Annotated in this window: 11 protein-coding genes; 7 read left to right on the plus strand and 4 right to left on the minus strand. The window is 70.9% G+C overall.

Translation table 11 applies throughout. The features are described 5' to 3' along the window. The first annotated feature begins 146 nt into the window (after positions 1 to 146). A complete protein-coding gene (locus FHX73_RS20285; protein ID WP_145906342.1) occupies positions 147 to 587 on the plus strand; it encodes a MerR family transcriptional regulator in 441 nt (146 codons plus the stop codon). Further along, positions 584 to 1597, plus strand: a complete 1014-nt coding sequence (locus FHX73_RS20290; RefSeq protein WP_145906343.1) for an aldo/keto reductase — start codon at positions 584 to 586, stop codon at positions 1595 to 1597. The genes FHX73_RS20285 and FHX73_RS20290 overlap by 4 nt, the downstream gene beginning before the upstream one ends. A gap of 21 nt (positions 1598 to 1618) precedes the next feature. On the opposite strand, the gene FHX73_RS20295 is transcribed toward FHX73_RS20290, so the two are convergent. From FHX73_RS20295 to aceE, 3 genes are all read right to left on the minus strand, one after another. Then, positions 1619 to 2803, minus strand: a complete 1185-nt coding sequence (locus FHX73_RS20295) for an alpha/beta hydrolase (RefSeq protein WP_145906344.1) — start codon at positions 2801 to 2803, stop codon at positions 1619 to 1621. 228 nt (positions 2804 to 3031) lie between these two features. Beyond that, complete coding sequence (locus tag FHX73_RS20300; RefSeq protein ID WP_145906345.1) at positions 3032 to 3718, minus strand: TetR/AcrR family transcriptional regulator; 687 nt, start codon at positions 3716 to 3718, stop codon at positions 3032 to 3034. A 139-nt stretch (positions 3719 to 3857) separates the two neighbouring features. Beyond that, entirely contained in the window at positions 3858 to 6608 is a 2751-nt protein-coding gene (gene aceE, locus FHX73_RS20305; protein WP_145906346.1) for a pyruvate dehydrogenase (acetyl-transferring), homodimeric type, read from the minus strand. Positions 6609 to 7064: 456 nt separating this feature from the next. Here aceE and FHX73_RS20310 point away from each other — a divergent pair, with 456 nt between their 5' ends. From FHX73_RS20310 to FHX73_RS20330, 5 genes are all read left to right on the plus strand, one after another. Beyond that, positions 7065 to 7502, plus strand: a complete 438-nt coding sequence (locus FHX73_RS20310) for a DUF3052 domain-containing protein (protein ID WP_145906347.1) — start codon at positions 7065 to 7067, stop codon at positions 7500 to 7502. A 253-nt stretch (positions 7503 to 7755) separates the two neighbouring features. After that, positions 7756 to 8214 (plus strand): peroxiredoxin, encoded by a 459-nt coding sequence (locus tag FHX73_RS20315; RefSeq protein WP_145906348.1) that lies wholly within the window; start codon positions 7756 to 7758, stop codon positions 8212 to 8214. Positions 8215 to 8374: 160 nt separating this feature from the next. Beyond that, positions 8375 to 8950 carry a TerD family protein gene (locus FHX73_RS20320; protein WP_145906349.1) on the plus strand — a complete coding sequence of 192 codons (576 nt, stop codon included), beginning with the start codon at positions 8375 to 8377 and terminating at the stop codon, positions 8948 to 8950. Between the two features lie 267 nt (positions 8951 to 9217). Next, on the plus strand, positions 9218 to 9802 hold the full coding sequence (locus tag FHX73_RS20325) for a TerD family protein (protein WP_145906350.1): 585 nt from the start codon (positions 9218 to 9220) through the stop codon (positions 9800 to 9802). A 50-nt stretch (positions 9803 to 9852) separates the two neighbouring features. Further along, positions 9853 to 10977 (plus strand): DUF475 domain-containing protein, encoded by a 1125-nt coding sequence (locus FHX73_RS20330; protein WP_145906351.1) that lies wholly within the window; start codon positions 9853 to 9855, stop codon positions 10975 to 10977. Between the two features lie 72 nt (positions 10978 to 11049). On the opposite strand, the gene FHX73_RS20335 is transcribed toward FHX73_RS20330, so the two are convergent. Continuing rightward, positions 11050 to 12126, minus strand: a complete 1077-nt coding sequence (locus FHX73_RS20335) for a DUF2637 domain-containing protein (RefSeq protein ID WP_145906352.1) — start codon at positions 12124 to 12126, stop codon at positions 11050 to 11052. Positions 12127 to 12210 lie beyond the last annotated feature (84 nt).

Genomic DNA, 12210 nt, shown 5'->3' on the forward strand with positions numbered 1-12210 from the left:
GCTCTCGACCCGCTCCTTCCTCCACCCACCATTTGCCGGTCGGTCTTGATGCGAGCCGGTGGGATTCCCGGATTCGGCTTGCTTCGAGTGCACTCCAACTCGATAGCGTCGTACCCGTCGCACCGCAGCAGAGGGGGAACCCACCGATGAGCGCACAACCCGCCGGGTCCGGCCAGGACGAGCGCACCGGCACGCTGCGGCACAGCATCAGCGAGGTCGCCGAGCTGACCGGTCTGACCGCGCACACGCTGCGCTGGTACGAGCGGATCGGCCTGCTCGACCCGGTGAACCGCACCCACGGCGGCCGTCGGCTCTACAGCGACGGCGACCTGTCCCGGCTCGACTTCCTCGGCAGGCTGCGGCTGACCGGGATGTCGGTGGCGGACATGCTGCGCTACATCGAGCTGGTCCGGCAGGGCACCGGCACCCTGGACGAGCGGCGGGAGCTGCTGATCGCCCACCGTTCCGAGGTCCGGGAGCGGATCGCCGACCTGTACGCCACCCTCGCGGTGCTCGACCACAAGATCGACCTCTACGCGGAGCAGTCCGGCTCCTCCTGCACTCCTGGGAAGGAAACAAGCGCATGAGCACCACCCTCCCCACCGTCCAGCTCGGCACCGACGGCCCGGTCGTCGGCAAGCAGGGCCTCGGTTGCATGGGCATGAGCGAGTTCTACGGCCCCACCGACACCACGGAGGCGCTGGCCACCCTCGACGCGGCCCTGGAGGCCGGCGTCACCCTCTTCGACACCGCGGACATCTACGGCAGCGGCGCCAACGAGGAGCTGATCGGCCCGTTCGTCCGGGCCAACCGCGACCGGGTGGTGCTCGCCACCAAGTTCGCCATCGAGCGCAAGGCCGAGGACCCGGCCTACCGCGGCGTGCGCAACGACCCGGAGTACATCCGCAGCGCCGTGGACGCCTCGCTGAAGCGCCTGGGCATCGACGTCATCGACCTGTACTACATGCACCGCCGCAACCGGGAGGTGCCGCTGGCCGAGTCGATCGGTGCGATGGCCGAGCTGGTCCAGGCCGGCAAGGTGCGCCACCTGGGCCTGTCCGAGGTGACCGGCAGCGAGCTGCGCGAGGCGCACGCGGTGCACCCGATCGCCGCCGTGCAGTCCGAGTGGTCGCTCTTCACCCGCACCCTGGAGCAGGGCGTGGTGCCGGTCGCCGCGGAGCTGGGCATCGGCCTGGTGCCCTACTCGCCGCTCGGCCGCGGCTTCCTGACCGGCAACTTCCCGAGCAGTGGCGAGATGGACGCGAGCGACTTCCGCCGCAGCCAGCCGCGGTTCAGCGGCGAGGCCGGCCGGGCCAACGCCGAGCTGATCGCCCCGATCCAGCGGATCGCGGCGGCGCGCGGGGTCACCGCGGCCCAGGTCGCGCTGGCCTGGCTGCACGGCCGGGCCGAGGTCTTCGGGCTGACCGCGGTGGTGCCGATCCCCGGCACCCGCAAGCGCACCCGGCTGGCCGAGAACGTGGCCGGCGCCGGCCTGGAGCTGACGGCGCAGGAGCTGGCCGAGCTGGAGCCGATCGCCGGCCAGGTGACCGGCGACCGCTACGCGGACATGAGCCTGGTGCGGGACGGCAAGGAGTGACCGTCCGCCGGGTCCGCCGGGTCAGGACGGCTGCTGGTACTTGACGTCCTGGTAGTCGCCCAGCGCGATCGCGGCGAAGTTGTAGAGGCTGGCGGTCCCGGGGTCGAAGTACCCGGCGTGCCCGACGGCGCCGGTCGAGGAGACCACCTCGGCGCCGAAGTCCGGGCTGGTCGGGTCGGCCCCGTGGCCCATCCCGCCGACCTCCACGTAGGGCACGTTGCCGATCCAGTCGGCCGGGTTGCGCGAGGTGGCCCAGACGTGCACCCCGGTGCCCAGCCCGGCGGCGCTGTCCACGTTCATGCCGGGGCTGCCCAGCACGATCATGTCGGTGGTCTCGCCGCGCATCTTCGGCGCGGCCTCGCCGCACACCACGCTGCCGTAGGAGTGGCAGATCAGGGCCGGCGGGGCGACCGGGGAGGTGGTCTGCCTGAGCCCGTCCAGGGTCCGCAGCAGCCGGGGTGCGGCGGCCACGGCCAGCCGCGAGGTGACCGCGTCCGGGCCCAGGCCCACCGGGCTGACGTAGTCGGTCCAGGCGATCACCGCGGTGGGCGTGCCGGGGGAGAGCTGCTGCTCCTCGGCCCGCACCGCCCGGGCCATGCCGGCCGAGAACTGGAGCGGGTGCTCGCCGTTGTCGTGGTGGCTCAGGTCGCTGTCCGAACCGGGCACCACCACGGCGATCCGCTTGGCGGTGGCCAGGTCGCCCATCACCTCGGCCACCAGGCCGCGGCCGCGCGGGTCGAAGGCGAGGACCTGCCGGCCCGGGTCGAGCAGCGGGCGGGTGTTGTCCACCCGGATCGCGTCCGCGGCGCGGCGCGCGGAGTCGGTCTTCGGGTCGGTGCTCTCGGCCTGGGCCCGGTCGATCTCGTTCTGGATGGCGATCCGGTTGGCCTGGTAGCGCAGTTGCAGCGGGGCGCCGTCCAGGTTGCCGACCACCAGCGGGTACTCGCGCACCAGCTGCTGCTGCTGGGCCGGGGTGAGCGAGGCGAAGAAGGCGGCCACGGTGCCGGCGTCGGCGGTGGCCGGGTCGGGCAGCGTGCGGTCCAGCGAGTGGTCCTGGACCCAGGCGGCGGAGCCGGCCGGCGGGGTGGTGATCGCCACCTGCTCGTTGGCGGCGGCGGCCTGTGCCGCGGCGGCCCCGGCGTCGGCCAGCACCGCGCAGGTCGCGAAAGCGCCGATCATGAGGCGCTTCAGCCGCCTGCGCTGCATCGCGTCAACTCCTGTTGGTACGACGGGCGGTCGGGGACCGCCGGCCCGGGGGGACGTCTGGGTACAGTCGGCCAGCGTATGGCCTGCGGCGGGGCGATGGAGCCGCGCCAAACTGTGGGTTGAATCACAGTGGAGCCGAGCTGGAGCTTTCGCACCCGCAGGACTCGCCGGGCCGCGCGCTGCTGCTAAGGTCACCCGACTGAGTGTCAGACACCGGTTGACGGCCGGTCAGTTCCAGTGCCCGTCGACCAGCGCGGGCCCCAGCTGGTCCAGGTGCCGCTCGATCACCGTGATGATCCCCTCCGGACCGTCCTGCCCGGCCCCCTCGGGCCCGTCCGGCGCGCCGGGGCCGGTGGACCAGGCCAGGTGCGCGCTGCGCACGGCGGCGCCGAAGAGCGCGGCGAGCAGCCGCGGGCGCGGGTCGGCGGCGACGTCCAGGCCCTCCCGCTCGGCCAGGATCCCGGCCACCCGCCGCTCCTGCTCGGCCGAGCGGCGCAGCTGGGCGGCCAGCAGGGTCGGGGTGTTCTCGATCAGCTGGACCAGCTCCAGGGCCGCGGTGACGCCCCGGCCGCCCTGGTGGTGGGCGGCGCTGAGGTCGCGCCAGGAGGCGCAGACGGCCATCCGCAGCGCCTGCAGCGGGGGCTCCCCGGCGGGGCGCTCGGCCAGCCGCTCGATGAAGTAGTCCTCGCTGTCGGCCAGCACGGCGAGGGCGGCCTCCTCCTTGTTGGCGAAGTAGCGGAAGAAGGTCCGCTGCGAGACGTCCACCGCGGCGGCGATCTCGTCCACCGTGGTCCGCTCGTACCCGTGGCTGAGGAAGAGCCGGTGCGCGGCGTCCACCAGGGCGTCCCGGGTGCGCTGCTTCTTGCGTTCGCGCAGGCCCGGTCCGGCGGCTGGGGCTGGGGAGGTCTGGCCCATGACCTCACGATAGCGCGCCCGTCCCACCCCTCACCGACGTCCTGTCAGCCGCTGCCATGTTCTGCCGCCACCGGGCCCGGGCACGGCCGAGGGCCGGCCCCCGTGCGGGGAGCCGGCCCTCGGTGGGTCTGGCGGTGGATCAGGCGTCGCCGCCGGCCTCGCCCGGGTGGGCGGCGGCCACGTCCAGCAGCTCGTAGCGGTCCAGCGCCTCCTTCAGCGCGGAACGCTCGACCTTGCCCTGCTTCGCCAGCTCGGTCAGCACGCCGAGCACGATCGACTGGGCGTCGATGTGGAAGAAGCGGCGGGCCGCACCGCGGGTGTCGGCGAAGCCGAAGCCGTCGGCACCCAGCGACTGGTACTGGTTCGGCACCCAGCGGGAGATCTGGTCCGGCACGGCGCGCATCCAGTCGGAGACGGCCACGACCGGGCCCTCGGTGCCGTGCAGCTTCTGGGTCACGTACGGCACCCGCTGCGGCTCCTCGGGGTGGAGCAGGTTGAACTCCTCGGCCTCCACCGCGTCGCGGCGCAGCTCGTTCCAGGAGGTCGCCGACCAGACGTCCGCCTTGACGTTCCACTCCTCGGCGAGGATGCGCTGGGCCTCCAGGGCCCACGGCACCGCCACGCCCGAGGCGAGGATCTGCGCCGGGACCTGGCCGGCGGTGCCGGCCTGGTAGCGGTACAGGCCCTTGAGGATGCCCTCGACGTCCACGTTCTCGGGCTCGGCCGGCATCCGGATCGGCTCGTTGTAGACCGTCATGTAGTAGAAGACGTCCTCGCCGTGCGGGTGCTCGGCGGAGGAGCCGTACATCCGGCGCAGGCCGTCCTGGACGATGTGGGCGATCTCGAACCCGTAGGCCGGGTCGTAGGCGACCACGCCGGGGTTGGTCGAGGCCAGCAGGTGCGAGTGGCCGTCGGCGTGCTGCAGGCCCTCACCGGTCAGCGTGGTGCGGCCGGCGGTGGCGCCGATCACGAAGCCGCGGGCCAGCTGGTCGGCCATCTGCCAGAACTGGTCGCCGGTGCGCTGGAACCCGAACATCGAGTAGAAGACGTAGACCGGGATCAGCGGCTCGCCGTGGGTCGCGTAGGACGAACCGGCGGCGATCAGCGAGGCGGTGCAGCCGGCCTCGGAGATGCCGTCGTGCAGCATCTGGCCGGTCGGCGACTCCTTGTAGGCCAGCAGCAGCTCGCGGTCGACCGACTCGTAGGTCTGGCCGAGCGGGTTGTAGATCTTGGCCGACGGGAAGAGCGAGTCCATGCCGAAGGTGCGGTACTCGTCCGGCGCGATCGGCACGAAGCGGTTGCCGATGCCCTTGTCCCGCATGAGGTCCTTGAGCACCCGGACGAAGGCCATCGTGGTGGCGATGGTCTGCTGGCCGGAGCCCTTCTTGACCGCCTTGTACGCGTCGTCGCCGGGCAGCTCCAGCCGGCGCGGCCGCACCTTGCGGGTGGGCACGTAGCCGCCGAGCTCCTCCCGGCGGTCGTGCATGTACTGGATCTCCTCCGAGTCGCGGCCCGGGTGGTAGTAGGGCGGGTAGCCCTCTTCGAGCTGCTTGTCGGTGATCGGGATGTGCAGCCGGTCGCGGAACCGCTTGAGGTCCTCGACGGTCAGCTTCTTCATCTGGTGGGTCGCGTTGCGGCCCTCGAAGTTCGGACCCAGGGTCCAGCCCTTGACGGTCTGGGCCAGGATCACGGTCGGCTGGCCCTTGTGCTCGCGGGCCGCCTTGAAGGCCGCGTAGACCTTCTTGTGGTCGTGGCCGCCGCGACCCAGGTGCTGGATCTGCTGGTCGGTCATGTTCTCGACCATGGCGCGCAGCCGCAGGTCGCCGCCGAAGAAGTTGTCGCGGATGTACGCGCCGGACTCGGTGGCGTAGGTCTGGAACTGGCCGTCCGGGGTGGAGTTCAGCTTGTTGACCAGGACGCCGTCGCGGTCCTGGGCCAGCAGCGGGTCCCAGGTGCGGTCCCAGACCAGCTTGATGACGTTCCAGCCGGCGCCGCGGAACTGCGACTCCAGCTCCTGGATGATCTTGCCGTTGCCGCGGACCGGGCCGTCCAGGCGCTGCAGGTTGCAGTTGACCACGAAGGTCAGGTTGTCCAGGCCCTCGCGCGCGGCCAGCGACAGCTGGCCGAGCGACTCCGGCTCGTCCATCTCGCCGTCGCCGAGGAAGGCGTAGACGTGCGAGGCGGAGGTGTCCTTGATGCCGCGGTGCTCCAGGTAGCGGTTCATCCGGGCCTGGTAGATCGCACCGAGCGGGCCGAGGCCCATCGAGACGGTGGGGAACTCCCAGAAGTCCGGCATCAGCCGCGGGTGCGGGTAGCTGGAGAGGCCGTAGGGAGCCTTGGACTTCTCCTGCCGGAAGGCGTCGAGCTGCTGCTCGCTCAGTCGGTCCAGCAGGAAGGCGCGGGCGTAGATGCCGGGGGACGCGTGGCCCTGGAAGAAGACCTGGTCGCCGGACTCGCCGTCGGCGTCCTTGCCGCGGAAGAAGTAGTTGAAGCCGACGTCGTAGAGCGACGCGGAGGAGGCGAAGGTGGCGATGTGGCCGCCGACGCCGATGCCGGGGCGCTGGGCGCGCGAGACCATGACGGCCGCGTTCCAGCGGGTCGCGTTGAGGACCTTGCGCTCGATCTCCTCGTTGCCGGGGAAGAACGGCTCGTCCTTGGTGGCGATCGTGTTGACGTAGTCGGTGCTGCGCATCTCGGGCACGGCGACACGCTTCTCGCGGGCGCGCTCGATCAACCGGAGCATCAGGTAGCGGGCGCGCTCACGACCGCGCTCGTCGATGGCCGCGTCGAGCGACTCCAGCCATTCCGCGGTCTCCTCGGGATCGAAGTCCGGGACCTGACTCGGAAGGCCGCCAATGATGATCGGGTTGCGATCTGATCCGGAAGCCACGCTGTTCCTTCACTGTCGGACGAATGGGGGTGTGTCGCGCCGCCTCCATCGTGCTACCGCGTTCGGAGATCCGTCATCTCTACCGATCGGTAACCGTCGTCCCTGGTCAGGGCTCCGGTTCTAGGTGGCGTGCGGCCGGCGGTCCGCTTGGCCCGCCGGAGTGAGGGCCAACAGGAGACTCTACGCCGGTGATCGAGCTGCTCTCGAATGCCGTTCGCATCGCGGGCGGTCGGGCCGGATCGCGGCTCCCGTCCACGGGCCTCCGCAGCATGGGCGAACGGTCAGTAAAAGGGCAAATCGGTGTGATTCCCGGCACAGGCAACGGCGTGTCTTGGGGCGACACGTCAACCTTTGGGTGGGATCGGGGGTCGGGTACTTGCGCGAACCGCCGCGCCCGTGTGGACTACGGCCACAGCCTGGCACCGACGCCGGGCCGAAATACTGGAGGTTATTCCCGTGAGCGCGACCGCGGACCCCGCGGACAAGTCCAACCCGGCCGTCAAGCTGGGCTTCGAGCCCGGTCAGATCGTCCAGGAGCTGGGGTACGACGACGACACCGACCAGGACCTCCGCGAGGGCATCGAGGAGATCACCGGTGAGGAGCTCGTCGACGAGGACTACGACGACGTCGCCGACGCCGTCCTGCTGTGGCACCGCGAGGAGGACGGGGATCTGACCGACGCCCTCGTCGACGCCCAGGAGTACCTGGTCGAGGGCGGTCTGATCTGGCTGCTGACGCCGAAGAAGGGGCGCGACGGCCACGTCGAGGCGCACGAGGTCGCCGAGGCGGCGCAGACCGCCGGGCTGTCGCAGACCAGCTCGATCACCGTGGCGGCCGACTGGGCCGGTACCCGGCTGGCGACCCCGAAGTCGGCCGCGAAGCCCAAGCGCTGAGTCTCGCGCCGAACCGCCCGCCGGGTCAGTGACCGGCGTCGACGGCCCCCGCTGGAGCTTCCTCCAGCGGGGGCCGTCCGCTGTCCGCCGGGACTCGTGCACTCCGCCCGGGGGACTGTTCGCCCCGGGCGAAACTCCGCCCGAAGGGACCCCCTGGCTCACCCGTTCGGCCGAAGGGGCCCCGACGGATGCAAGGATGTGGCCGCGGCGGCCGCCGGTCGCCCTGCGCGCTCCGCTGAGAAAGGTCCTCACCATGGCCATCGAGGTCGGCACCCAGGCTCCGGACTTCGAGCTGAAGAACCAGCACGGCGAGCTGATCAAGCTCTCCGACTTCCGGGGTGAGAAGAACGTCGTCCTGGTCTTCTACCCGTTCGCCTTCACCGGCGTCTGCACCGGCGAGGTCTGCGAGATCCAGCAGGAGCTGCCCCGGCTGCAGAACGACGACGTCCAGGTGCTGGCGGTCTCCAGCGACTCGCCGTTCACCCTGCGGGTCTTCGCGGAGCAGCAGAGCCTCGACTACCCCCTGCTGTCGGACTTCTGGCCGCACGGTGCGACCTCCCGCGCCTACGGCGTCTTCGACGAGGAGAAGGGCTGCGCGGTGCGCGGCACCTTCGTGATCGACAAGGCCGGCGCGGTCCGCTGGTCCATCGTCAACGGCCTCCCGGACGCCCGGGACACCAAGGAGTACCTGGCCGCGATCGACGCGCTCTGAGCCCCTCCCGGCCCCCGGAACGGCCCGGTGCGGCAGGCGGACGCCTGCCACGCCGGGCCGTTCCGCCTCGCGGACGGGAACCCGACAGTACGATCGGGCCGTTGGCCGAACGAGGGCCCGCACGGATACGGGACACGACGAACAGCACTTGGAGGTACCTGTGGGTGTGAGCCTGAGCAAGGGCGGCAACGTCTCGCTGACCAAGGAGGCGCCGGGCCTGACCGCGGTCCTGGTCGGCCTGGGCTGGGACGCCCGGACCACCACCGGCGCGGACTTCGACCTGGACGCCAGTGCGCTGCTGTGCACCGAGGCGGGCAAGGTCGCCAAGGACAGCGACTTCGTCTTCTTCAACAACCTCAAGAGCGCCGACGGTTCGGTCGAGCACACCGGCGACAACCTCACCGGTTCCGGTGACGGCGACGACGAGGTGATCAAGGTGGACCTGTCCACCGTGCCGGCCGGCGTCGCGAAGATCGTCTTCCCGGTCTCGATCTACGAGGCGGAGACCCGCGGGCAGAACTTCGGCCAGGTGCGCAACGCCTACATCCGGGTGGTCAACCAGGTCGGCGGTGCCGAGATCGCCCGCTACGACCTCTCCGAGGACGCCTCGACCGAGACCGCGATGGTCTTCGGCGAGCTCTACCGCAACGGTGCGGAGTGGAAGTTCCGCGCGATCGGCCAGGGCTACGCCTCCGGCCTGCGCGGGATCGCCCAGGACTTCGGGGTGAACGTCTGACCCCCACCGTCTGACCCCGGGTCACCCGGTTTCCTGACGGCCCGTCGCGCCCCGTGCGCGGCGGGCCGTCGGCGTTCCCGGGGGCCTTGGCGGGACGGCCTCGTTCTGGCGCGAAACGGTCCTCGGGGTGCTTGATAGGTTCTCCAAGTTCAGCATGTTCAGTGGGCGGTTCGGAACTGTTCGACCGCGGGCGGGCGTAGACATGAAGTCGACCCGCCCCGTCCGGAGCACGGTGCGGGCCGCCAGGGAGTGGGAGGAAGAGCCACCATGAGTGTGACGCTCGTCAAGGGCGGAAACGTCTCGCTGAGCAAGGCCGCACCGAATCTGACACAGGTGCAGATCGGGCTCGGCTGGGACGCCCGGTCCACCACCGGCGCGCCCTTCGACCTCGACGCGAGTGCGCTGCTCTGCTCGGGCGGCCGGGTGCTCGGCGACGAGTACTTCGTCTTCTACAACAACCTCAAGAGCCCCGAGGGCTCCGTCGAGCACCTGGGGGACAACCTGGTCGGCGGGGTCGAGGGCGAGGAGGGGGACGAGGAGGTCGTGGTGGTCAACCTCGACCTGGTCCCGGCCCAGGTGGACAAGGTGGTCTTCCCGGTCTCGATCTACGACGCGGACGCGCGGGCGCAGAGCTTCGGCCAGGTGCGCAACGCCTACATCCGGGTGGTCGACACGCAGGGCGGCGGGGAGATCGCGCGGTACGACCTGACCGAGGACGCCTCCAGCGAGACCGCGATGATCTTCGGCGAGCTCTACCGCTACCAGGGGGAGTGGAAGTTCCGCGCCGTCGGTCAGGGGTACGCCTCCGGGCTCCGTGGGATCGCCCTGGATTTCGGGGTCAACGTACAGTAAAGATCACGTCAAAAGATGATGTGATCTGAAGGCCGAAAGGTAGTCATAGCGTGTTCCTCCGCACATTCGGATGGTCCTTCGTGACCACGATCGCCGGGTTGGTGGCGGCAGGGCTGATCTGGGGACCCACCGGGTTCGGCGTGGTGCTGATCCTGGCGATCCTGGAGATCTCCCTCTCGTTCGACAACGCGGTGGTCAACGCCACGGTCCTGAAGCGGATGAACCCCTTCTGGCAGAAGATCTTCCTCACGGTCGGCGTGCTGATCGCGGTCTTCGGCATGCGGCTGCTCTTCCCGCTGCTGGTCGTGATGCTCACCGCGCACATCGGGCCGGGCACCGTGATCGACCTGGCGCTGCACACCGGCCACACCTACCAGGGCCTGACCTACGGTCAGCACCTGGAGGCCGCCAACCCGGCGATCGCCGCGTTCGGCGGGATCTTCCTGCTGATGATCTTCCTGGACTTCATCCTGGCGGAGAAGGACTACCACTGGCTTCGCCCGATCGAGCGGACGCTGGAGAAGCTCGGCAAGCTCGAAGCCCTCTCCAGCGTGATCGCGCTGGTCTCGCTGGTGCTGGCCGCGCGCTTCTTCGCCGGGGACCGGGCCGAGACGGTGCTGCTGGCCGGCGTGCTCGGCCTGGTCACCTACCTGGTGGTGAACGGGCTCTCGGGGGTGTTCGAGAGCTCGGTCGAGGCCGAGGAGGAGGCGGAGGAGGAGGCCGAGCGGGAGGGCCGGTCGCTGGTCCAGGTGGCCGGCAAGGCGGCGTTCTTCCTCTTCCTCTACCTGGAGGTGCTGGACGCCTCGTTCTCCTTCGACGGCGTGGTCGGCGCCTTCGCCATCTCCAACGACATCTTCCAGATCACCCTGGGCCTGGGCATCGGCGCGATGTACATCCGCTCGCTGACCGTCTTCCTGGTCCGCAAGGGCACCCTGGACGACTACGTCTACCTGGAGCACGGCGCGCACTACGCGATCGGGGCGCTGGCCGCGATCCTGCTGGTCTCCATCGAGTACAAGATCCCGGAGATCGTCACCGGCCTGATCGGGGTCGCCTTCATCGGCGCCGCGCTCGGCTCCTCGGTGCTGCGCAACCGGCGCCAGGCGGCGCTGGGTTCGCTGGCGGCGCAGGACTCGTCGTCATCCTCGTCGTCATCGGTCGGCACCCGGCACTGACGCCGGCCCGGCCACGGACGAAGGCCCCCGCACCCTGGACCAGGGTGCGGGGGCCTTCGGCGTCGAGCGGGGTCAGCCGAGCTTCTTCTCCATCGCCCGCAGCTTGCGCTCCAGCGAGTCGAAGGGCGAGTCCAGCTTCGGCATCGACAGCGTGTCGTCGTCCGGGGTCAGGTCGATCGCGCCGGCGCGGCGCAGGCCGCCGGAGAGCGCGGCGGGCTCCAGCGCGGAGCGGCCGGTCCTGGCCAGCGGGTCGGCCTCGGTGGTCAGTGCGTCAGCGGACTCCGCTAGCGCAGGCTCCGTAGCGGGCTGGCCGTCGGCGCCGCCGCGGGTCAGGGCGGGCACCTGGCGGCCGCCGCGGCCACGGGTCAGGCTGCCCTGCCGGGCGATCGCCTTCAGCTCGGCCCGCTCCCGGCGGTCGGCGCTGCGGGCCGCGGTGCGGGCGGCCAGCTTGCTGACCCGCTCCTCGCGGACCTCCTCCACCGCCTCGTCCAGGCTGCGCACGTTCTCCAGCAGCATCAGCGACCAGGCCGCGTAGGTCTCGCGCGGGGCGCGCAGCCAGCGGACGATCCGGATCTGCGGCAGCGGACGGGGGATCAGGCCCTGCTCGCGCAGCGCGGCCCGGCGGGTCTGCTTGAGCGCCCGGTCGAAGAGCACGGCCGCCGAGATCGACATGCCGGCGAAGAACTGCGGGGCGCCGTTGTGATCGCCGCCGCGCGGGGCGTGCACCCAGTTGAACCAGGCCGAGGCGATCGCGAAGAGCCACACCAGCATCCGGGAGCCGAGCGCCGCGTCACCGTGGCTGGCCTCGCGGACGGCGAGCACGGAGCAGAACATCGCGGCGCCGTCCAGGCCGAACGGCACCAGGTACTGCCAGCCGTTGCTCAGGCCCAGGTTCTCGGTGCCGAAGCCGACCAGGCCGTGGAAGGAGAGCGCGGCCGCCACGCCGGCGCACACGAACAGCAGCACGTAGGAGGAGATCCCGTAGACCATCTCCTTGCGGCGGCGGCGCTCCTCGCTGCGCTCCCAGGAGTCCGTGCTCTCCTCGGTCTTGGACGCCTTGAAGCGCAGGGTGGCCACCAGGACGGCGGTGAAGACCAGGGCCGCGCCGCCGACGACGGCCCAGACAACCTGTATGGACGAGAGTGACATGCGGCGTGAGCCTCTGCTTTCCGCGGTCGGGCGGGAGGTGGGAGGGGTACCCGCGGGTGACGGGGGACACCTGTGCGCGATGAC

The organism is Kitasatospora viridis (assembly GCF_007829815.1).
Classification (GTDB): Bacteria; Actinomycetota; Actinomycetes; order Streptomycetales; family Streptomycetaceae; genus Kitasatospora; species Kitasatospora viridis.